This window comes from Rhodococcus sp. Leaf278, assembly GCF_001426085.1.
Lineage (GTDB): Bacteria > Actinomycetota > Actinomycetes > Mycobacteriales > Mycobacteriaceae > Rhodococcoides.
The window spans coordinates 77,599-97,573 of the sequence record NZ_LMRR01000002.1 but is presented as its reverse complement, the minus strand read 5'-3'; the positions used below and the strand labels follow the sequence as shown (position 1 = coordinate 97,573).

Sequence of the window (19,975 nt, the reverse complement as noted above, 5' to 3'; positions counted from 1 at the left end):
CGGGCCACACCGCTCGCGTGCACAATCGAGTGGTGAAGCTGCTGCTGATTGCCGACACTCATCTCCCCAAGCGTGCTCGCGACCTGCCCGACGAGGTGTGGGCGGCCGTCGACGACGCAGATGTCGTGATTCATGCGGGTGATTGGGTGGACCTTGCATCGTTCGAAGCGCTGTCACAGCGGGCACGTCGTCTGGTCGCGTGCTGGGGAAACAACGACGGCGACGACTTACGGGCTCTGATGCCCGAACGCGCCGACGTCTCGCTCGGCGGGGTTCGCGTCACAGTTGTGCACGAGACCGGTGCCGCGACGGGCCGTGAACGACGCATGGCGGCGGCATACCCGGAGACGGACGTTCTTGTGTTCGGGCACAGCCACATACCATGGGACACATTCGCGGACAACGGTTTACGGCTGCTCAACCCAGGATCTCCGACGGACCGGCGTCGACAACCGTTCTGCACATACATGACGGCTGTCGCCGAGAACGGAGAGCTCGACGAAGTCGAACTGCACCGCATCGCACCTCGTTAGTGGCAGCCGAGGCGTTCACATACCGCCGGCCACCCTGATGACGGTTCCGGTGGCGTACCGCGCATCGTCGGAGAGCAACCACGACACCGCACCCGCGATCTCGTCCGGCACACCGGGGCGGCCGAGCGGGATGCTCGACGCCATCTTCTGCGGCCGCTGCCGATCTCGGTGGAAGTCGGTCTCGATGACGCCCGGTGCAACGGCGTTGACGCGAATATTCTGCGCAGCAACCTCTTTGGACAGACCGATGGTCAGTGTATCGACCGCAGCCTTGGCGGCCGCGTAGTGCACGTACATTCCGGGGCTACCGAGGGTGGCGGCAGCGGAGGAGATGTTGACGATTGCTCCGCCCGATTCGGCCATCGCTGCGATCGCATATTTGCAGCAGGTGAGGACGCCGACCAGATTGACGTCGAGGTCTGCTCTGATGGTCTCGATGTCGTTGTCCGCCAGCATCCCGACGGCGCGTGCCGAACCGGCGTTGTTCACCACACCGGTGACCGAGCCGATCTCTGCGGCCGCTGTGAACAGATCGATCACCGCTTGCTCGTCGGTGGTGTCGGCGCGCACGGCGATCACCGTTCGCCCGGATGCCGACAATTCCGTGGCCAACGCTTCCGCGGCGGCGGCACCGGAGCGGTAACCGATCACCACATGGTGCCCGTCTGCGACCAGTCGTCGGGATATCGCAGCACCGATGCCGCGGCTGCCACCGGTGACGATGGTCAAGGGAGCGCTCATCGTTCGACAATAGCCACCGCGGAGAGGGCACAATTGCAGCAGCAGCGATCGCATTCGACGGAAGGAGGCTGCGGTGATCGATCGGCCGGAGCTGGCCGCTTTTCTACGGCAGCGTCGTGAGTCGTTGCAGCCCGAGGACACCGGCCTTCCGCGTGGGCAGCGCCGGCGAACGCGGGGCCTTCGGCGCGAGGAGGTCGCCGAACTCTGCCACATGTCCACCGACTACTACGCCCGGCTCGAACGTGGGTCCGGTCCTGCTCCGTCGGAGCAGATGATTGCGTCGATCGCGCAGGGTTTGCATCTGTCGCTGGACGAGCGTGATCACGTGTTCCGCCTCGCCGGGCACGCTCCTCCAGCACGCGGAGCGTCGAGCGACCACATCAGCCCCGGATTGCTGCGGATCTTGGACCGACTGAACGACACCCCCGCCGAGATCGTGTCCGAGCTCGGTGAAACTCTGCGCCAGTCGCCGCTGGGCGCTGCATTGACCGGGGATGCGTCGTTGCGAACCGGGCCGAACCGGAGTCTGGGATATCGCTGGTTCACCGACCGAGCTGTCCGACAGACGTACCCACCAGAAGAGCGGGAGGCGCTGTCCAGGGTGTACGCGTCGGGGCTGCGTGAGATCGTCACACTTCGCGGACCTGAGTCGACCGCAGCCCGACTGTCGGCCGAGCTGCAGGAGGTCAGCGAGGAATTCCGAACCCTGTGGGAGAAGCGTGAAGTGGGGGTGCGCCCACCCGAGACCAAACGCTTCCTACACCCGACGGTAGGCATGCTGCACTTGAATTGCCAGACCCTTCTCGATCCGGAGCAGGCGCATCGTCTTCTGGTGTACACGGCGGTCCCCGGTAGCGAGAGCTACGCCAAACTGGAACTGCTCGCGGTGGTGGGAACCCAGGTCCTGACCTGATCCACGGTATCGGTCGTACACGGTGTCGGTCGTATCAGTGGATCGAGAAGTCCTGGATAAGCCCGACACCGCCGTCGAACATGGGACCTGCACGTTCACGCAGAACGATCTCCACCACCCGAGGAGCTTGAAATGGGCCGCATCGCAGATCTATCCATCCCCGACCTCAACGGGAAGCGCGCCGTCGTTACGGGAGCCAGCGACGGGATCGGCACGGTCATCGCGACGCAACTCGCGCGCGCCGGAGCGGAGGTCGTCATGCCGGTGCGCTCTGCCGCCAAAGGGAAGCGCGCAGCCGAGTCCATCCGGGCTGCGGTACCCGGCGCACAGGTAAGCACCCGCGAATTGGACCTGTCGTCACTGGATTCGGTTGCAGCGTTGTCGAGCGAACTCGTCGCCGACGGCCGGCCTATCGACGTGCTCGTCAACAATGCGGGAGTCATGCAGCCACCCGAGCGTCAAGTGACTCAGGACGGATTCGAGCTGCAGTTCGGAACCAACCATCTCGGTCATTTTGCACTCACCCTCGCTCTGCTGCCGCTTCTTCGGGCCGGTGGTGCGCGAGTCACTCATCAGACGAGCATCGCCGCACGATCGGGGACCATCAACTGGGACGACCTGAACTGGGAGCGGTCCTACGCTGTCATGAAGGCATACAGCCAGTCGAAGCTCGCGGTGGCCTTGTTCGCCCGGGAACTCGACTCACGCAGCAGGGCCGGTGGATGGGGAATCACCAGCAACATTGCCCATCCGGGAATTTCACCGACCAATCTACTTGCGGCGCAACCGGGTCTGGGGCGCCCGAAAGACTCCGCGGGACGACGGCTCATCGGTGTACTAGCCCGCGTCGGCATTGCGGGAACAGTGGACAGCGCCGCGCAACCGGGTGTGATCGCGGCGGCAGGTACAGCCTCTCGCGGTGATCAATTCGTCGGTCCTACCCGGCTGATCGGCGGGCCGCCGGCCGAGGTCGGGTTCTGGAAGCCTCTGCGCAACATGGACGACGCGCGACGACTGTGGGAAGCGTCCGAACAGCTGACCGGAGTGCGATTGACGTCCTGAAGCGATCGATGTCGGCTGGGTCGCACCATCGTCAGTGCGGTGTCGGAGCGGGTTCCCGGGCGTGGTCGACGAGATCGTGCACCAACCCGATGATCACGTCCATCTGGGCAATGACCTCGACCCGTAAGCGATCTTGCTCTTCTTCGGGCATGTTAGGTGCGTCGGGCCTGTCGAGAGACATCAGCAGGTCGATGTTCGTGCGCAGCGCTGTCAGGGGCTCCATGAGACCGGCACCGGCGTCGACGATCAGCCGTCCCTGCCTTGACCGCGACCGAGACAGGGACGCCAACATCTCGTTGAAGCTGTTGGCGAGCGATGCGAGTTCGTCGTCTCCGTTGACGTCGATGGGTTCGAAGTCGCCGGTCCTCGCAACGCGTTCGGTGCCTGCGCGGAGGCGGGTGACGGGTCTGAGGCCGGTGCGGGCAACCGCGGTACCGGCGACGCCGGCAAGCGCGACGAGGAATCCTCCGACGAGGACGAGAGCCAGAGTGAGTTTGGCAAGGAGGCGTGATGCTCCACTGAGCGATTCGGCCACCATGATGGTTTCCCCGGAGGCCGTGCGCTGGGCGGATATGTAATAGCCACGTACTTCGCGCAACGACCGATCCGCGCTGCCGTCTACGACCGACTTCTCGGGGGCATCCAGAACGCCATCGGAGTTCATGAAGGGATCGGCACCGTTCGAGGAGGTCATCAATTCTCCGCCGGTCGCGACCAGTGCGACTTTCGCTGTGGAATCTTCGGTCGCAAAACCGAACAGGTAGGGCGAAGCGCCCGACGCTGCACTGGCCATCAGGGCGTCGCTGTTTCGCCCGACGCGGTCGATGACCTGCGAACGAAGGGCCTGTTCCGCGACGAGATAGATCGCCAGAGCACTCACCGCTACGGCGAGCGCCGCCACACTCATCGTCAGCACTCGTATCCGGCCGTGCAACGACAGCGCCCTCGGGCGAGCGGTTGCACGTGAGTAGCTCATCTCTCGAGTATGCAGGTCGACGGATGATGACGATTTCGCAGGCCGCGCAGATCCACCCGGTGTGCGGCCAAGGTCGACATTCGTTCGTGTTCGGCCCTTCCCTCCGCTCCCGATACTGCCGAGCACCGGAAGCTGGATCTGATGCCGTTCCAGAGGGTCACTGATCAGAATGGCGGGTCTTCGGTGTCTTCGATCGTTGGTTCTGATTCCTGCTCGTGGTTGTCCGGTTGCTGGCGGTAGGCGATGATGCCGGATCGTCTGGGTTTGGTGGGGATGTGGGGTCTCAGGTCGTTGTCGAGGATGGGGACGGCTGTGCCATTGGCGGGCAGTGTGATTCGGGTGGTCTTGGAGGTGGATCGCCAGAGGATCGCGCCGCCCGGGAGCATGACGGCGCTCCAGTAGCCGGCGGTTTTGACGGTGTGGTGGAACTCGCAGAGACATTGGAGGTTGTTGACGGTGGTCCAGCCGCCGCCGAGGGGGTTGGCATGGTCGAACGGGGTGATGTGGTCGAGTTGGCAGCGGTCTGCTGGTCTTTGGCAGCCGGGGAATCGGCAGTGTCGGTCGCGTAGTCGGACGGCGGCGGTGGTGAGGGCGTCGGGTCGGTAGATGAGGGCTCGGTCGGTGAGTGGATCGCGGGCGACGGTCTTGCCGAGGGTGGGGTCGGCGGCGATCGCTGCTTCGAGAGCAGCGGCGAGGGAGGCGTTGCCGAGGTAAATACCTGAGGGTGTGCGGGCTGCGGGCGTGTGGCCTGTGGTGTGGCTGGCCGGGTTGTTGCGCCGACTCGCGGTGGGCAGGACGAGGGCAGAGCTGTGCCGTGTGCCCTTGCCGACGGGGGTGTGGGTACAGAACAGCGCTGCAGCGGAGGCCAGTGATCCCGGTCGATGCGGGTGCCGGTCGTCGCTGGCGGCTGCGGCTGCGGGTACCGGGTCTGTTCCTGATGCCGGGCCTGTTGGTGGTGCCGGGCCTGTTTGTGGTGCCAGGCCAGCTGGTCTCTGGCCGGAGGCTGCGGGGCCGGATGGTGTTGCAGACGAACGTGATTGCGCACAGTCCGATGCGATATCAGGTGCCTGCGATGCCTGTTCCGGAGACAGTCCTGAAGCTGGCGCGGTTTCCGAGGGAGTAGCTGCCTCGGGGTCGGTGGAGGACGGTGCGTCCGCCTGCGGGTCGGTCACCGGTGTCCCTGCACGTGTTGCTGCGTTCTTCCGGACAGGCTCGGCGGCATCAGTTTCGGGAGTTGCCGACGGGTCGGTCGCAGGTACGGGTGTGGACTCGTCGTCCTCCTCGGACCCGGCAGTCTCGTCGACCTCGCCGGTCTTCTCGTTCTCCTCAGGCCCGCCAGTCTCGCCCATCTCGTCTGCCGGCGTCTCTGGTGCCGGAGTGTTTTCCGGCGCACGTTCAGATGCGGGTGCACTGGCCGAAGTCGGTGAGGTCGAGGGACCAGCCTTCGCCTCCGAATCCGTCGCTGACCCGCCTTCCACATCATCAGCAGCATCTGCCGAGTCTGCGTCTGCGTTCACGTCGGTGTCTGCTTGCGTGTCTGTGTCCTCATCCGTCACCGTTCCCGCAGCGGATCCCGCATCGGATCCCGTTGCCGTCCCTGCTTTCTCGCCGCCGCTGCGTCGTTCCCATTCCCCGGTCTCCGGGTTCTGCACCGCCAGTCCGAGCTTCTCCGCGAGAGTGACCGCCTCGGTGAGCAGGATCTGCCATTGACTGTTGCGCGCCAACTCCCGCGCGAGATCCGGGTCGATCGAACCGTGACCGGCCAGGTATGCCGGGTTGGCGAGTAGTCCGATGAGGGTGGCGATGTCGACGGTGATCATCGTCAACGGCACCCGGCGATCGGGTTCGGGCAGTCCTCGCGTTGGCACAGGCATGCCAGGCGGGGTTCACCGTGCATCCTCGCCATGAACGCATCACACAACCGGTCCTGTTTACCGCGGGGATCTTTCGGGCAGAGGGTGTCGGCCATCTCCTCGAGCAGCTGCCACGCCGCCGCGGCCTCGGGGGCGGTCAATTCTGCTCGGATCCGCGCCAACTCACCGGCCGGGTTGTACGAGATGTGCCTGAATCGTTTCGCGAACTCGCGTAGTGCTGCCGCTTCCTCGGGGGCGACGCGTAGCAGGATGTCCCAGATCTCCGTCTCGAGTGGACCGGGCGGAGTGCGGCGGGCGGCTTCGACGATCTCGTCCTCGACCATGCGCACGATCTCGTCGGAGAGATTGTCGAGGATCCGGCACACCGTCCGCACGCGCGGAAGATCGATCTCCCGAGCGAGTCGCCCTTCAAGTATTCGTTCAGAACTACGTTGATCNCCGGGCGGAGTGCGGCGGGCGGCTTCGACGATCTCGTCCTCGACCATGCGCACGATCTCGTCGGAGAGATTGTCGAGGATCCGGCACACCGTCCGCACGCGCGGAAGATCGATCTCCCCGGCCTCGAATGCTGTCCGTACCAGGGGCAGTCGCGTGTGCAGGGCAACACCGACCGAAATGTACGATTCGGCAACCGTCGCCGAGCAGCCCAACGCGGCCGCCATCTCGGTGCGCCCGTACCGGCTGTAATGCTTGAACTTGATGTCGTGGTTGATCCAGGTCCGATGAACGTCGTAGCAGGCGGCAATCTTGCGGAACGCATGCTGGTTTTCTGCCTGCGCAGCGGCGGTCAACGCCACCAACGACACGANTGATCCAGGTCCGATGAACGTCGTAGCAGGCGGCAATCTTGCGGAACGCATGCTGGTTTTCTGCCTGCGCAGCGGCGGTCAACGCCACCAACGACACGATAGGTACAGCCATCCCCATTCACCCCCCGGTGACCCAAAACAAGAACGCATGTTCGAACAAGATGAACAGTAACCCGGAGCACCGACAGAAACGGATAAAGCCAACGAGGAGTTGATTCGCCCTGTTCAGGGGGATGACCGACGGTGTCGCCTCGCTCGTTCCACCGTTGACCTGTGCTACGCCGCTTCCAATGCCGGACCCAACCCGTCGCCGAGTTCGGTGAGGCGGTCGGAGCTCTCGGCGTCTTCGAGAAGTACTCGAGCGTCGACGACTTACGGCGAAACCTGGCGGCTGCAACGCCGGCGAGATGTTGTCCGTACGTCGCCCGAGTTCGAGGGAGTCGAGAGGCCCATCGGGGAGTCTCCGCAGGAGGCGCGGGTTTCATCGCAGTTCCCAGAGATCGACCACGACCATCGTCGATCGGCGGGGTGCATTTCCACGGTCGAAAGGTGGTCCCGGTCGGGTGCGAGCCCATTGCCGCCCATAAGCGTGCAGAGAAATGGGCCCTACTCGACTTAATTCGCCACTTCGAGGACGCATTGCCGACTCGAGGAACATGATCGAGGGCACGATCGTCGTCACTCTGCTGGAACGTCGAAACCTCGACGCGGTGGCCGCTCATACCGCACACGGTGCGTCTTCCACAGTCTCTGAGTTCGCTGCGACTGTGTTGTCAGCATGCGTCGGCGGAGCCGATCACCTCAAGCCTTGGCTTCGGGTAACCGGCTCCGTTCGACGACCGGGGATCGAGTCCCCGAAGATCAGCTACCGAGGACGCAGAACTGACCGCTGGAAAGATTCAGCGCCAGAGAGAGCGGTCCGACGCAATCGACACCCCGGCCCTCGGAGGTGGCACCGGAGCCCCACCCGGCGACGGCGAGAGTGGTCTGGCCGGCGTCGGCCCACGAGTGTGCGATGCCTCCACCCAGTGCGAAGGCGTAGGCCGTACCCGCGTTCTTGCTCGCTCCGAGTGCGACGCCGAATCCGTTGGCAAATGTGGCCGTCGATCCGGGACCGTCGTTGACGCTGACCGCGGTACCGCTGTCAGCGGCACCGGCGGTGGCCCGGCCGGTGCCCTCCGAAGTGGCACCGCAACTCGCGGTGCGGTCGACCTGGATGTCGTTGGCCGAGGGCGGAGACACGCAGTTGACTGGGGCGGCCGACGCGGTGGCGGTGCCCATCAGCGCTGCGGCGGTCATTCCTGAACCGAGAGCGAATATTGCTGCGGTACGGGCAATTCGGTTACCGAACCGACTCGACGATCGCGTGGTGGAGGAGTAGGAAGAAGAACGGCGGGGCTGGGAAACAGAGAACAACAGAAAGCTCCTTCACGAACGAAACGGGTCGATGCGGCACACCGTACCCCGCTCGAGTCCTTCACGGCAGCATGCTGCCGAGGTTTGTATAACGGTGCCGCTGGCATCCGGGAATGAATCGTCGCGGAAGTGAGGTTTCCGGACCCTGGCCAAAGCTGTTTGCACCGCCGATCGAGCGCCGAAGGCAGTGTTCCGGCCAGCGGTGAATAAGTCGAATCCAATTCTCTTACTTGCTATTTCGATATTCGGATCAGTCCTGTCCGTCGTGTCGGGCTGGGCTTGGAGCGCTGCCCGGGCGTGTGCACCGACGCCCGTCCATCGCCAGGAAATCGTTACCGACAGCTGTCGACCGGCACTGGGCGCGGGCACGTCGAACACCGCCGATCCCATAGAGGCAGGATCGACGATATCGAGCTCTGAGGGGAGCCGTCGCGGTTCGGTGTCACAGCAGAAGTGTCCGGCCATTTGTCGACGCTCACAATTGATTTCGCGTAACAGAACGGGGCGGCCCGGCCGAAGCCAGTTGCGTGGTGAATCGGTCCGCTGTGCTGCAGATGCCATGAAAGGCACGCCGGGGCTTCGACCCGAGCCCGTCAGACGCTGCCCTCGTACCCGTGTTGCCGCCATGCCTCGTACATCGTCACCGCCGCTGCGTTGGCGAGGTTGAGTGATCGACGGCCGGGGATCATCGGTATGCGAAGGCGGTCGCTCACGTGTGGGTCGTCGAGGACCTCGTCGGGGAGTCCTGTGGGTTCCGGACCGAAGAGGAGAACATCGCCGGGCTCGTACGCGACGTCGGAGTAGGAGCGTGTGGCGTGGGCGGTGTAGGCGAACACTCGCGTCGGTGCCAAGGCCGACCAAGCCGACGGCAAGTCTCGGTGCACGGTGACGGACGCCAGATCGTGGTAGTCCAAGCCGGCCCGTTTGAGCTTCGGCTCGGACATGTCGAAACCGAGCGGACCCACCAGGTGCAGTTCGCATCCGGTGCCGGCGACCAGGCGAATTGCGTTGCCGGTGTTCTGGGGGATTCGGGGCTCGAAGAACATCAGTCGAAACACCCGCTTCACTCTGCCACCACGAACCGAGGAAGTATGGGGCAGGTGGACGACGAGCAGATCATCGGTGAAGATTTTTCCGACTCTCGACTGGATGGGCAGGAGTGGAACGGCAGGCAGTTCGTCCGGTGCACCTTTCGTGATGCCGACATGAGCGGAGTTCGAACCGACTCGGTCGTGTTCACCGAATGCGATTTCACCGGCACCGACCTGACCGAATCGATCCACACGAATTCTGCTTTTCGCTCGTGCACCTTCACTCGGACAAATCTGCAGCACAGTACATTTCGCCACTCGACCATGATGGGTTCGGTGTTCGTGGACAGCCGGATGCGGCCCGCGACCTATGACGAGGTCGATTTCACTCTGGCGGCGTTGGGCAACGTCGACCTGCGCGGTCTCGACCTCACGGGGTGCCGGATGCGGGAGGCAAATCTGGTGTCTGCAGATTTTCGGAAAGCAACGGTGCGGTCGGTCGATTTTTCCGGGGCCCGTACCGTCGACGCCAAGTTCGACGAGGCCGACCTACGCGGAGCCGTCGCCGATCCGTCCCTGTGGGTGAGCGCGAGCGTCCGGGGTACCAAGATCGAGCTGATGCAGGCCGTGGCATACGCGGGAGCGCACGGTCTCGTCGTGGAAGGCTGACGCGGTCTTCGGACCGGCGCGGCACGGGTGACCCCGAGCCTGGAACAATGGCCGGGTGACTGCAACGATCCTCGATGGCAAAGCGACCCGTGACGAGATATTCGTCGATCTCACCGCCCGCGTGGCAGCGCTGCGGGAGCAGGGCATCACCCCAGGGCTGGCCACTGTCTTGGTGGGAGACGACCCGGGTTCTGCCGCGTACGTCAGGGGCAAGCACAACGACTGCGCGAAGGTCGGGATCACCTCGATTCGTCGTGATCTGCCCGCGGACATCACCCAGGCGGATCTCGAAGCAGTGATCGACGAACTCAACGCCAACCCCGACTGCACCGGATACATCGTGCAGCTGCCGTTGCCGAAACATCTCGACGAGAATGCTGCTCTGGAACGGATCGACCCGGACAAGGATGCAGACGGCCTCCATCCGATCAACCTGGGCCGTTTGGTGCTCGGTAAAGACGCTGCGCTGCCGTGCACGCCCCGTGGCATCGTGCACCTGTTGCGTCGCTACGACGTGGCACTCGACGGCGCGCACGCCGTGGTCATCGGCCGCGGCGTCACTGTCGGTCGCCCCATCGGTCTGTTGCTCACGAGACGTTCGGAGAACGCCACGGTCACGTTGTGCCACACCGGGACTCGCGATCTTGCCGCTGAAGTCTCCCGTGCCGACATCATCGTTGCTGCCGCTGGGGTTCCGGGACTGATCACCGCAGACATGGTCAAGCCCGGTGCCGCCGTGCTCGATGTCGGCGTGACCCGCACCGAGGACGGATTGCGCGGGGACGTTGCCGACGGTGTTGCCGAGGTAGCAGGTTTCCTCTCGCCCAACCCCGGCGGCGTCGGACCTCTCACTCGAGCGTTCTTGCTCACCAACGTCGTCGAGCGCGCCGAGCGCACCGCAGCCGAGAGCTGAGCGATCCGAGCATGAACGCCGCCGAGGATGCACGAGCTGAATCCGACCAGGGATTTCGTGCAGCCGTAGCCCGCAACCTGCCGATCGTCGCGGTGTCGGTCGTCGTGCTGGCGGCGCTTGTTCTGGTGTTGGCGGATCGCTGGCGGCGCGGCGCGTTCATCTTCGGATGTGCGGCGCTACTGGCCGCGGTGCTACGACTGTGCTTGCCCGAATCTCGGGTAGGAACCCTGAGCGTGCGCAGTCGTGCATTCGACGTGCTCGCGTTGGGTTGCGTCGGCGGAGCGATCGTGTTCTTGTCGCTGTCGATCGATCCGCTCGGAACCGACTGATTCCCGCTGCGGAGCCGCAGAAGTGTCAGCGGCGTCCGAGGCGAGCGAGCTCCATCGTCTCGGCGAGCAGCTTCGCCACCGAATCGGCTTCGGTGAGGAATCCGTCGTGCCCGTCGCGGGATTGGATCACTTCCAGTCCGCGGCACTGGGGGAGTTCGCGAGCGATCTCCTTCTGCAAGCGCAGTGGATAGAGACGATCCGAATCGACGCCGCCGACGATGGTCGGAACCGGTACCGACGCAAGAGCTTCGGCTACACCGCCGCGGCCACGACCGACGTCGTGACGGTTCATCGCCTCGGTGAGCAGAACGTACGTCGCCGCGTCGAACCGATTGACCAGCTTGGCGGCCTGGTGCTCGAGGTAGCTCTGAACCGAGTAGCGACCGCCGGCCCACGGATCTTCGTCGTTCTGCGCAGAGTTGCCGAACCGAATGTCGAGTTCGCTCTCGGTGCGATACGTCAGATGTGCGATGCGTCGTGCGATGCCCAGTCCGGCCGTCGGAGATGTTCCGGTCGCGTGGTAGTTGCCGCCGAGCCACCCCGGATCCGCCTTGATAGCGGCGATCTGCGTTGTCTGCGTGCCGATCTGATCAGCTGTCGCGCGGGCTCCGACTGCCAGAACCAGTGCAGCTGCCACACGATCGGGGCGACTCACGATCCATTCGAGGGTCCGCATGCCGCCCATCGAGCCGCCGACGACAGCGGCGAACCGGTCGATGCCCAGTGCGTCGGCGACGGCTGCCTCGGCCGCGACCTGATCGCGGATGGAGATTTCGGGGAACGTCGAACCGTACGGTGTGCCATCGGGTGACAAGCTGCTCGGCCCGGTGGTGCCGCCGCACCCGCCGAGCACGTTGGTTGCGAGCACACACCACTCGTCGGTGTCGATAGGGCGCCCGGGCCCGACCATTCCGTTCCACCAACCGGGCAGAGCATGATCGGCGTCCGGCGGGCCGGACACGTGCGAATCGCCCGTCAGGGCATGTTCGACGAGAACAACGTTGCTGCGGTCGGTGGCGAGTTCGCCCCATCGCTGCACCGCGACGGTGACCTGCGGAATACGAGCGCCGTTCTCGAGATCGAGACCGCCGATGTCTATGGTGCCCAGCCGCCCGTCCGGAGACGGAAGAACCGCCTCCGGACGAACGCCTGTGTCGCAGCTGTGACTCAAGATGCCGCCGCGCTGAAGCCGACCTTGAGATCGGCGATGATGTCGTCGATTCCTTCGATACCCACGGCCAGGCGGACCAGGCCGGGTGTCACTCCCGATGCCAGCTGCTCTTCGGGAGTCAGCTGGGAATGGGTGGTGGACGCGGGATGAATGACGAGTGAGCGCACGTCTCCGATGTTAGCGACGTGGCTGTGCAGTGTGAGCGCGTTGACGAACTTCTTGCCCGCGTCCACTCCGCCCTTCAACTCGAAGGCGACGATCGCACCCTGCCCCTTGGGCAACAACTCCTGGCCGCGTCGGTACCACGGAGACGATTCGAGTCCGGCGTAGTTGATCGAGACGACGTCGTCGCGGCCGGCGAGGAACTCGGCCACCTTCTGTGCGTTCGCCACATGCCGCTCGATTCGCAGGCTCAACGTCTCGATGCCTTGGCTGATGAGGAAGGCGTTGAACGGTGAGACCGCCGCACCGATGTCACGCAGCAACTGCACGCGTGCTTTCAATGCGAACGCGGGCGCGCCGAGATCGGCGAAGACCACACCGTGGTAGCTCGGGTCCGCGGTGGTGAAGTTGGGGTGACGGCCCTGGGTCCAATCGAAGGTGCCACCGTCGACGATGACGCCCGCGATGGCCGTGCCGTGCCCGCCCAGATACTTGGTCGCCGAGTGCACGACGATGTCGGCACCGTGCTTCAGGGGCTGTAGCAGGTACGGCGTCGCTACCGTGTTGTCCACGATCAACGGGATGCCGTTCTCGTGAGCTACCGCCGAGATACCGGGGATGTCGAGAATGTCGTTCTTCGGGTTGGAGATCGATTCGCCGTAGAACGCCTTGGTCGACGGCGTGATCGCGGCACGCCACTGCTCGAGATCATCGGGATCGTCGACGAACGAGACGGTGATGCCCAGCTTGGGGAGCGTGTAGTGGAAGAGGTTGTACGTGCCGCCGTACAGCCGCGGGCTCGAGACGATGTGGTCGCCTGCTTCCGCGAGGTTGAGAATCGCGAACGTCTCGGCGGCCTGACCCGATGCGAGCAAGAGCGCGGCGACGCCACCTTCGAGGGCGGCGATGCGCTGCTCGACGACGTCCTGCGTCGGGTTGATGATGCGGGTATAGATATTGCCCGGCTCCGCCAGACCGAACAACGCGGCCGCGTGATCGGTGTTGTCGAACGTGTACGAGGTGGTCTGGTAGATCGGCAAGGCGCGAGCGTTGGTAGCGCCGTCCGGGGTCTGGCCCGAGTGAATCTGCTTGGTCTCGAAGCTCCAGTTGGCAGCCGGATCGGTGAACGGATCCTCGGTGGGTGCTCCGGTGGCGTCGACGATGTCGGGGGTCGAATCGGTCATGGCTGGTGATACTCCGTTTTCTTGAGACGAGTCTGTCTACGACGAATCGAATGTCGAATGATGCTCGAAAAGTCGAGCGTTACGGGGCGTATCGGTACAGCAACACATGAGAGAACCTCCTGACAGGCCTCGGCCCCAGGAGGCCGAAGATTCAGTGGGTCCGCTGCCTGCGGACCCGCGCTTGTCGATCCGGTACTCGCGTGCCGGATCGGCCTGGTCGTTCACCCGGGGCACCCCACCGCGGTTGGAGGGTTGCCGGCCAGCAAGCCGGGGCTCGATGCTGGCACTCATGACCTGGCGAAGATGTTACCGGGTGCGGACATGGCACAGAAACAAGGGCTCGGTGCGTCGGCCGGTGGGGCTCGAGCAGATGCTCGGGTGAGGACAATCACCGCGCTGCGACTCGAAAACCAGTTGCCCGAGGGAAGACAATGAACGGGCTGGCTGTTCTCTTACTCGGTTGTGCTGTGCTGAATCGATTCGGCCGGCCGCCGTTCTTGTTGCTCACTCACCCGATCGAAACGAAGGTAGTACCGCTGTGACTGTCACCGATTCCGCTTTGTCCCGAGTCAGCGCTGTGCGCGGCAGGGTGTCGAGTGGTCTGAGTGTCAGTCATCGACCGCACTCGACCCGTCGCAAACTCGCGATGTTGGCCCTGTCCATCGGCGGCTTCGGCATCGGCACCACGGAATTTGCGTCGATGGGCTTGCTGCCGGACATCGCCACCACGATGGGGATCTCCGAGCCTTCCGCGGGTCACATGATCTCTGCCTACGCGCTGGGCGTCGTGGTCGGCGCGCCCACCATCGCTGCCCTGGCTGCGCGCGTTCCCCGGCGGATGTTGCTGCTGGTGCTGATGGTCGCCTTCACCCTGGGCAACATCGGCACGGTGTTCGCACCCAGCTTCAACGAGCTCGTCGCTTCGCGATTCGTCGCCGGCCTGCCGCACGGCGCGTACTTCGGAGTGGCTGCGCTGGTGGCTGCACACCTGGCCGAGCCGGGTAAACGGGCCAAAGCTGTCGCGATGGTGATGATGGGCCTTTCGGTCGCCAACGTCGTCGGCGTACCGGTCGCAACCTGGATCGGGCAGGCGCTGGGTTGGCGCAGTGCGTTCGCTCTCGTAGCGGTCATCGGTGCCCTCACGGTCGCCGCGCTCGCTGTGTGGATGCCGCGCCTCGACGCCATGCCGACCACCAGTCCCATCACCGAGCTGGGTGCGCTGCGCCGCAGTCAGGTCTGGATGACCCTGTTCGTGGGCATCGTCGGATTCGGTGGCATGTTCGCGGTGTACACCTACATCGCGTCGACGCTGACCGATGTCGCCGGCCTTGCTCGCGCGCTCGTTCCGGTCGCCCTGATGATCTATGGACTCGGGATGGTTGCAGGCAACTACGCGGGCGGCTGGCTGGCCGACCGATACCAGCTCAAGGGCACTTTCGTCGGCCTGGCTGCAACTGCAGTGTTCTTGGCGATGTTCGTGGCAGCGGCCCACAATCCGGTCACCGCTCTGCTTCTGGTGTTCCTGATCGGCGCGTCCGGCTCCTCGGTGGTTCCGGGGCTGCAAACGAGATTGATGGACGTGGCCGAGGACGCTCAGACGCTGGCCGCGTCGCTGAATCACGCCGCATTCAACCTGGCCAATGCCATCGGAGCCGCAGTCGGTGGTGCCGTGATCGCCGCCGGATTCGGCTACACGGCACCCGCGGCCGTCGGCTCGGGCCTGGCGGTGGCCGGTCTCGGTGTGCTGGCCACCGCCATGTGGATGGACAAGCGCGCGGCCGCGAAGTAGGCCGCCCGGTTCTGTCAGCCGGTGATCGTCGCTGCCGTTCCGTCGAGTGCGTCGGTCAGCGCCGGGGTCAGCTTGTCGATCACATACGGCAGGCTCAGCACGCTGGTGAAATAGATCGCCCCGGCCGTCACCCCGTCGGTGAAGACCAGATTGCCGTCCTGCACCGGCTCCAGCGCGTTGTACACCGCTTCTTTCTCCAACTGCGCGCGGTCGCCGGGCCCCTCGGTTCCCCAGATCAACACGTCGGCGACGTCGAGTACAGACAGGTTCTCCAGCGGAATACTGGCTTGAGCGCTACCGTCGGCCGGAACGTACGCGTCGATGTCGTCGGGGATCGCGAAGCCTAGCTCGGTGAGAAAGTCGGTGCTCAGTCCGTCCTGGTACGCAATCGCCTTGCCCTCGTAGAACGCGTTCTGCAAGAAGATCGCTTTCTTGCCTGCGAATTCCGGGTGGGCGGCAGCGGCGTCCGCGAACTTCTGGTTCACTCCGTCGATCAATGCATCGACCTCGGTCTTCCGGCCCAGAGCGCGTCCGATTTTCTCTGCCTGCACGTCCCACGGCTCGAAGTAGGCGGTCGACGCATCGGACTGCGCGAGCGTCGGTGCGATGTCGCTGAGAGTGTCGTACGTGTCCGCCGTCAGGCCTGCATTGGTGGCGATGATCAGATCGGGCTCGAGTGCGGCGATCTTCTCTGTCTCGAATCCATCGTCGTTCGAGAGAACCTCGGGCTGCGCGTCACCGAGCGCTTCCTGGGCCCACGGCCACGTTGCGTAGGGCTGTTCGCCGTACCACTCGGTGACGCCGACGGGTACGACGCCGAGCGCCAGGACGGTGTCCTGCTCGGTGTACCCCGCCACGACGATGCGAGTCGGTCCCGCGGGAACGACGGTCTCGCCGAACGCGTGCTCGATCGTGACCGGAAATGCGGACGAGCCGGCCGTGGAGCCCGTGCCCGTGCCCGCGGCAGGCGACGGCTCGTCATTCGAGTTCGAGCAGGCGCTGAGGAGCCCCGTGGTGGTCAGCGCTATCGCGAACACCGCCAGAGTCGTGCGGAATGGTCGGGTGTGCATCGACATGCCTTTCGGAAGGGTTGGCTAACAAACAGTAGGATAGTCGACCCTAATTCTTCTGTGCGGCCGAGCACGGAATCGACTTGACGGTAGGACCCGAACCTTCACTGAACCTCCACATTTCCCGACGGGCTCCTCCTTGTGTGCCCTCTAGGGTCAGTTCTCATGAGCCGCACAGTTCTCGTCGTGGACGACGAGCCCACGATCTCCGACGCCGTAGCGGCGCGACTCCGTGGCGAGGGGTACGAGGTCGTCACCGCAGCCGATGGCCCCGCCGCGGTCGAGGCCTGTGCACGATTCGATCCCGACCTTGTGGTTCTCGACCTGATGCTGCCCGGTTACGACGGGCTCGAGGTGTGCCGTCGAATTCAAGCGTCCCGGCCGGTGCCGGTGTTGATGCTGACGGCCAAGTCCGACGAGACCGACATGCTCGTCGGCCTCGGTGTCGGCGCGGACGACTATCTGGGTAAGCCGTTCAGTATGCGGGAGTTGGTCGCTCGCGTGCACGCGTTGATTCGGCGCGCCGAGCGATCGGCCACCGTCGAATCCCACTCCGTCCGAATCGGCGACCTGCAGATCGATCACCGTGAACGACGGGTGTCCAACGACTCCGGCGACATCCATTTGACCAGAACGGAATTCGACATCCTGGCTTATCTCGCTGCCCGTCCCCGGACCGCTGTCTCTCGAGAGACTCTGCTGTCGCAATTGTGGGGCTGGGACGATTCCGCGAGCAGCCGAACCGTCGACTCTCACGTGAAAGCATTGCGCCGCAAGCTCGGTGGCGATCTCATCCGAACGGTGCACGGTGTCGGGTATGCCGTGGAGTCGCCGCGATGATGCGCATGCTGCCGCGCCCGTTGGATCCCTTGCGCTCGTTCAAGCTCAAGGTCTCGTTCGTCGTAGGCACGGTGTTGGTCTTGGCGAGTGTCGTCTTCTGGATCGGGGCGGGCTGGCAATTTCGCTACACCCTGCTCGCTGCGCTCGTGGTCTCCTTGGCCGCAACACAATTCGTCGCTCACGGAATGACGTCGCCGCTACGCGAGATGACCTCGGCAGCCAGGGCGATGGCGCGCGGCGACTACTCGAAACGCGTGCGGGCGACGTCGCGGGACGAGGTGGGAGAGCTGGCCACCGCGTTCAACACCATGGCAGACGATCTGGAAGCCGCCGAGAAGTATCGCCGGGAACTGATCGGCAACGTCTCGCACGAGTTGAAGACGCCCATCGCTGCCCTGCGTGCGGTGTTGGAGAACATGGTCGACGGGGTGACCGACGCGAATCCCGCAACGCTGTCCGTGGCACTGCACCAGACCGAGAGACTGGGCGATCTGGTCAGCGAGCTGCTCGACCTGTCGCGAGTGGAGGGCGGTGTCCTCACCATTGCCCCAGAGGAGTTCGCGGTGCGGCAGTTCCTCGATGATGCGATCTCCGTTCACCGAGAACGAGTGTCGATCGTCGTCGCGCCCGGTGATTCGACCGTCGTGGCCGACCGCTCCCGTATGACACAGGTGATCACCAACCTCGTCGACAACGCGGTGCGGCATTCCCCCCATTCGAGCACTGTGACGCTGCGGGCCCATCGAATCGAAGGAGCGTATGCCTTCGACGTCATCGATCAAGGCCCAGGCATCGCGCCGGCCGACCGCAGTACGGTGTTCGATCGATTCACCCGCGGCGGATCCACCGACGGCGGAACAGGTCTCGGCCTCGGCATCGCCCGCTGGGCCACGGAACTGCACGGTGGAACCATCGAAGTTCTCGACAGCGAATTCGGCTGCCATATCAGAGTGGCCATCCCCGAGCACTGACTTTCTCGATCCATCCGAACCGCGACTGCTCGTCTCCGGACTGCAGCCGCCGACCTCCCATGCCCGAAACACAGAAAAGGGACGAGCCATGAGCACGATCGACATTCCGATTCATCAGAGTACGAAGCACGGGCGCTTTCCCTGGGGGCCGCGCACCTGGCCGGTGCTGCGGTATTCGCAGCCTCCTCGCGCGGCACTCCTCGGGTCGACTCTCGCCGGCCTGATCGGGGCAGTGACGTTGGTGGACATCATGTTCGGTGTGGCGATCACTGCCCTGGCCTTCGTGGGCGTGGTGCTCGCAGTGCGCAGCGGCAGGCTGTCGCGGTGGGAATGGGCGGGCGTGGCAGGGGTACTGGCGTTGGCCAGCGTGTCCGCCCTCCGAGCGGCCGAATGGATCGTGACGATGTCGACGACGCTTGCCATCGTGGTCGGGGTGGTGGTGCTCTCCCGCGCCTGGACCTGGACGGGAATTGCGCTCGTCGGTGTTCTGCCGTTCTTTCTGCCGGTGCGGGTGGCGCGGTGGACCCGACGCGGAGCCGGTTCGATCGATCTGCAGGGGCCTCGCCCGGTGCGGATCGGCATGGTGGCCGTCGTGACTGTGGCGCTCTGCGTCGTGTTCGCGGCGTTGTTCGGTGCGGCCGACAGGCGTTTCGCGGATGCACTGGGCGCGGTGACGCCCGAGTTCGATGCCGCATCGATCGTCGGACGCACCCTCGTCTTCGTATTCACCGCAGCAGGTGCGCTGGCCGTGGCATACGTCGCACTGCATCCGCCTCGGTTCGACTGCCTCGCACCGTCGTCGCGTAGAACACTGCGGTTGTGGGAGTGGATGGTTCCCCTGGGGGCGGTGGACGCGCTGTTCATCGTGTTCGTCGGATTCCAGGTGCCGACGCTGTTCGGCGGCCAGGGGCACGTTCTGACTACCGAGGGTCTGACCAACGCCGAGTACGCGCGGCAGGGCTTCTGGCAGTTGCTCGCGGTGACGGTGCTGACGTTGCTCGTCATCGCGGTCACCGTGACCAAGGCCGAGCGCCTCGCTCAACGCGACCGAATTGCGTTGCGTGTGCTGTTGGGCGCGCTGTGTGTCCTGTCGATGGTGATCGTGGCGTCGGCGCTGCATCGAATGTCGTTGTACGAGGCGCAGTACGGGTACACCACTCTCAGATTGTTCGTCACGGCCGTCGAGTGGTGGCTGGGATCGGTGTTCGTGCTCCTGCTCGCGGCCGGCGTGCGGATGTCGGGTCGCTGGATTCCACGAGCGGTGGGCGTCGGGGCGGTGCTCACTGTGCTCGCATTGGCGGCCCTGAATCCCGATGCGTACATCGCGCGCCACAACGTGGAGCGATTCGAGCAGACCGGCCGCATCGACTCGTTCTATCTGGGTGGGTTGTCGTCCGACGCCGACGCGGAGCTCGATCGACTTCCGGATTACATCCGTCCGTGCGTACAGGCCAGGGGCCCCGTGTTAACCGGTGATACGTGGCACCTGTGCACAGACCCGTCGGTATCTGTACCCTGAGTA

Annotated in this window: 19 protein-coding genes, 1 pseudogene and 1 riboswitch; of the genes and pseudogenes, 10 read left to right on the top strand and 10 right to left on the bottom strand. The window is 64.6% G+C overall.

All coding sequences use genetic code 11. The features are described from left to right. Nucleotides 1-32 precede the first annotated feature (32 nt). The gene (locus tag ASG84_RS03245) at nucleotides 33-533 is read left to right on the top strand and encodes a metallophosphoesterase family protein (RefSeq protein WP_057475790.1); all 501 of its coding nucleotides are present in this window, start codon (nucleotides 33-35) and stop codon (nucleotides 531-533) included. Between the two features lie 15 nt (nucleotides 534-548). Here ASG84_RS03245 and ASG84_RS03240 read toward each other — a convergent pair whose 3' ends face one another. Then, nucleotides 549-1,274, bottom strand: coding sequence for an SDR family NAD(P)-dependent oxidoreductase (locus tag ASG84_RS03240; protein WP_057475789.1), 726 nt, complete (start codon nucleotides 1,272-1,274; stop codon nucleotides 549-551). 73 nt (nucleotides 1,275-1,347) lie between these two features. On the opposite strand from ASG84_RS03240, the gene ASG84_RS03235 reads away from it, so the two are divergent. Then, nucleotides 1,348-2,187 (top strand): helix-turn-helix transcriptional regulator, encoded by an 840-nt coding sequence (locus tag ASG84_RS03235; RefSeq protein ID WP_057475614.1) that lies wholly within the window; start codon nucleotides 1,348-1,350, stop codon nucleotides 2,185-2,187. Between the two features lie 132 nt (nucleotides 2,188-2,319). After that, nucleotides 2,320-3,249, top strand: a complete 930-nt coding sequence (locus tag ASG84_RS03230; RefSeq protein WP_057475613.1) for an SDR family oxidoreductase — start codon at nucleotides 2,320-2,322, stop codon at nucleotides 3,247-3,249. 31 nt (nucleotides 3,250-3,280) lie between these two features. Here ASG84_RS03230 and ASG84_RS03225 read toward each other — a convergent pair whose 3' ends face one another. The 6 genes and pseudogenes from ASG84_RS03225 to ASG84_RS03205 all read right to left on the bottom strand — a co-directional run bounded on the left by ASG84_RS03225 (nucleotide 3,281) and on the right by ASG84_RS03205 (nucleotide 9,382). Further along, the gene (locus tag ASG84_RS03225) at nucleotides 3,281-4,225 is read right to left on the bottom strand and encodes a HAMP domain-containing protein (RefSeq protein ID WP_057475612.1); all 945 of its coding nucleotides are present in this window, start codon (nucleotides 4,223-4,225) and stop codon (nucleotides 3,281-3,283) included. Between the two features lie 164 nt (nucleotides 4,226-4,389). Beyond that, nucleotides 4,390-6,099 carry an HNH endonuclease signature motif containing protein gene (locus ASG84_RS03220; RefSeq protein ID WP_156399364.1) on the bottom strand — a complete coding sequence of 570 codons (1,710 nt, stop codon included), beginning with the start codon at nucleotides 6,097-6,099 and terminating at the stop codon, nucleotides 4,390-4,392. Beyond that, nucleotides 6,048-6,536 (bottom strand): annotated as a pseudogene (locus tag ASG84_RS28690) (DUF222 domain-containing protein); the annotation flags it as partial. The pseudogene ASG84_RS28690 and the gene ASG84_RS03220, both read right to left, overlap by 52 nt. Before the next feature lies 1 nt (nucleotide 6,537). After that, nucleotides 6,538-6,761: DUF222 domain-containing protein (locus ASG84_RS28685; protein ID WP_442970905.1), on the bottom strand; the 224-nt coding region annotated here is incomplete at its 3' end. 1,008 nt (nucleotides 6,762-7,769) lie between these two features. Next, complete coding sequence (locus ASG84_RS03210) at nucleotides 7,770-8,324, bottom strand: DUF6764 family protein (protein ID WP_200936491.1); 555 nt, start codon at nucleotides 8,322-8,324, stop codon at nucleotides 7,770-7,772. A 593-nt stretch (nucleotides 8,325-8,917) separates the two neighbouring features. Continuing rightward, nucleotides 8,918-9,382, bottom strand: a complete 465-nt coding sequence (locus tag ASG84_RS03205) for a tRNA (cytidine(34)-2'-O)-methyltransferase (RefSeq protein WP_200936495.1) — start codon at nucleotides 9,380-9,382, stop codon at nucleotides 8,918-8,920. Nucleotides 9,383-9,415: 33 nt separating this feature from the next. On the opposite strand from ASG84_RS03205, the gene ASG84_RS03200 reads away from it, so the two are divergent. Genes ASG84_RS03200 through ASG84_RS03190 form a run of 3 tightly spaced genes read left to right on the top strand, consistent with a single transcriptional unit; the run spans nucleotide 9,416 to nucleotide 11,266 of the window. Next, entirely contained in the window at nucleotides 9,416-10,024 is a 609-nt protein-coding gene (locus tag ASG84_RS03200; RefSeq protein ID WP_057475608.1) for a pentapeptide repeat-containing protein, read from the top strand. Between the two features lie 55 nt (nucleotides 10,025-10,079). After that, nucleotides 10,080-10,937: a bifunctional methylenetetrahydrofolate dehydrogenase/methenyltetrahydrofolate cyclohydrolase gene (locus tag ASG84_RS03195; protein WP_057475607.1), complete on the top strand. Its 858-nt coding sequence runs from the start codon at nucleotides 10,080-10,082 to the stop codon at nucleotides 10,935-10,937. Between the two features lie 11 nt (nucleotides 10,938-10,948). Continuing rightward, entirely contained in the window at nucleotides 10,949-11,266 is a 318-nt protein-coding gene (locus ASG84_RS03190) for a DUF3017 domain-containing protein (RefSeq protein ID WP_057475606.1), read from the top strand. A 25-nt stretch (nucleotides 11,267-11,291) separates the two neighbouring features. On the opposite strand, the gene metX is transcribed toward ASG84_RS03190, so the two are convergent. Then, nucleotides 11,292-12,437, bottom strand: a complete 1,146-nt coding sequence (metX, locus tag ASG84_RS03185; protein WP_057475605.1) for a homoserine O-acetyltransferase MetX — start codon at nucleotides 12,435-12,437, stop codon at nucleotides 11,292-11,294. Next, complete coding sequence (locus ASG84_RS03180) at nucleotides 12,434-13,783, bottom strand: bifunctional o-acetylhomoserine/o-acetylserine sulfhydrylase (protein ID WP_082520755.1); 1,350 nt, start codon at nucleotides 13,781-13,783, stop codon at nucleotides 12,434-12,436. The genes metX and ASG84_RS03180 overlap by 4 nt, the downstream gene beginning before the upstream one ends. A gap of 172 nt (nucleotides 13,784-13,955) precedes the next feature. Further along, nucleotides 13,956-14,078: riboswitch (SAM riboswitch) on the bottom strand. Between the two features lie 351 nt (nucleotides 14,079-14,429). On the opposite strand from ASG84_RS03180, the gene ASG84_RS03175 reads away from it, so the two are divergent. Continuing rightward, nucleotides 14,430-15,572 (top strand): MFS transporter, encoded by a 1,143-nt coding sequence (locus ASG84_RS03175; RefSeq protein ID WP_057475786.1) that lies wholly within the window; start codon nucleotides 14,430-14,432, stop codon nucleotides 15,570-15,572. Nucleotides 15,573-15,586: 14 nt separating this feature from the next. On the opposite strand, the gene ASG84_RS03170 is transcribed toward ASG84_RS03175, so the two are convergent. Beyond that, nucleotides 15,587-16,642, bottom strand: a complete 1,056-nt coding sequence (locus ASG84_RS03170) for an ABC transporter substrate-binding protein (RefSeq protein ID WP_156399363.1) — start codon at nucleotides 16,640-16,642, stop codon at nucleotides 15,587-15,589. A gap of 165 nt (nucleotides 16,643-16,807) precedes the next feature. On the opposite strand from ASG84_RS03170, the gene ASG84_RS03165 reads away from it, so the two are divergent. From ASG84_RS03165 to ASG84_RS03155, 3 genes are all read left to right on the top strand, one after another. Continuing rightward, nucleotides 16,808-17,482, top strand: a complete 675-nt coding sequence (locus tag ASG84_RS03165; RefSeq protein ID WP_057475603.1) for a response regulator transcription factor — start codon at nucleotides 16,808-16,810, stop codon at nucleotides 17,480-17,482. Next, nucleotides 17,482-18,453 carry a HAMP domain-containing sensor histidine kinase gene (locus ASG84_RS03160; RefSeq protein ID WP_082520774.1) on the top strand — a complete coding sequence of 324 codons (972 nt, stop codon included), beginning with the start codon at nucleotides 17,482-17,484 and terminating at the stop codon, nucleotides 18,451-18,453. Before ASG84_RS03165 ends, ASG84_RS03160 begins: the two co-directional genes overlap by 1 nt. Before the next feature lie 88 nt (nucleotides 18,454-18,541). Continuing rightward, nucleotides 18,542-19,972 carry a DUF4153 domain-containing protein gene (locus tag ASG84_RS03155; protein WP_057475601.1) on the top strand — a complete coding sequence of 477 codons (1,431 nt, stop codon included), beginning with the start codon at nucleotides 18,542-18,544 and terminating at the stop codon, nucleotides 19,970-19,972. Nucleotides 19,973-19,975 lie beyond the last annotated feature (3 nt).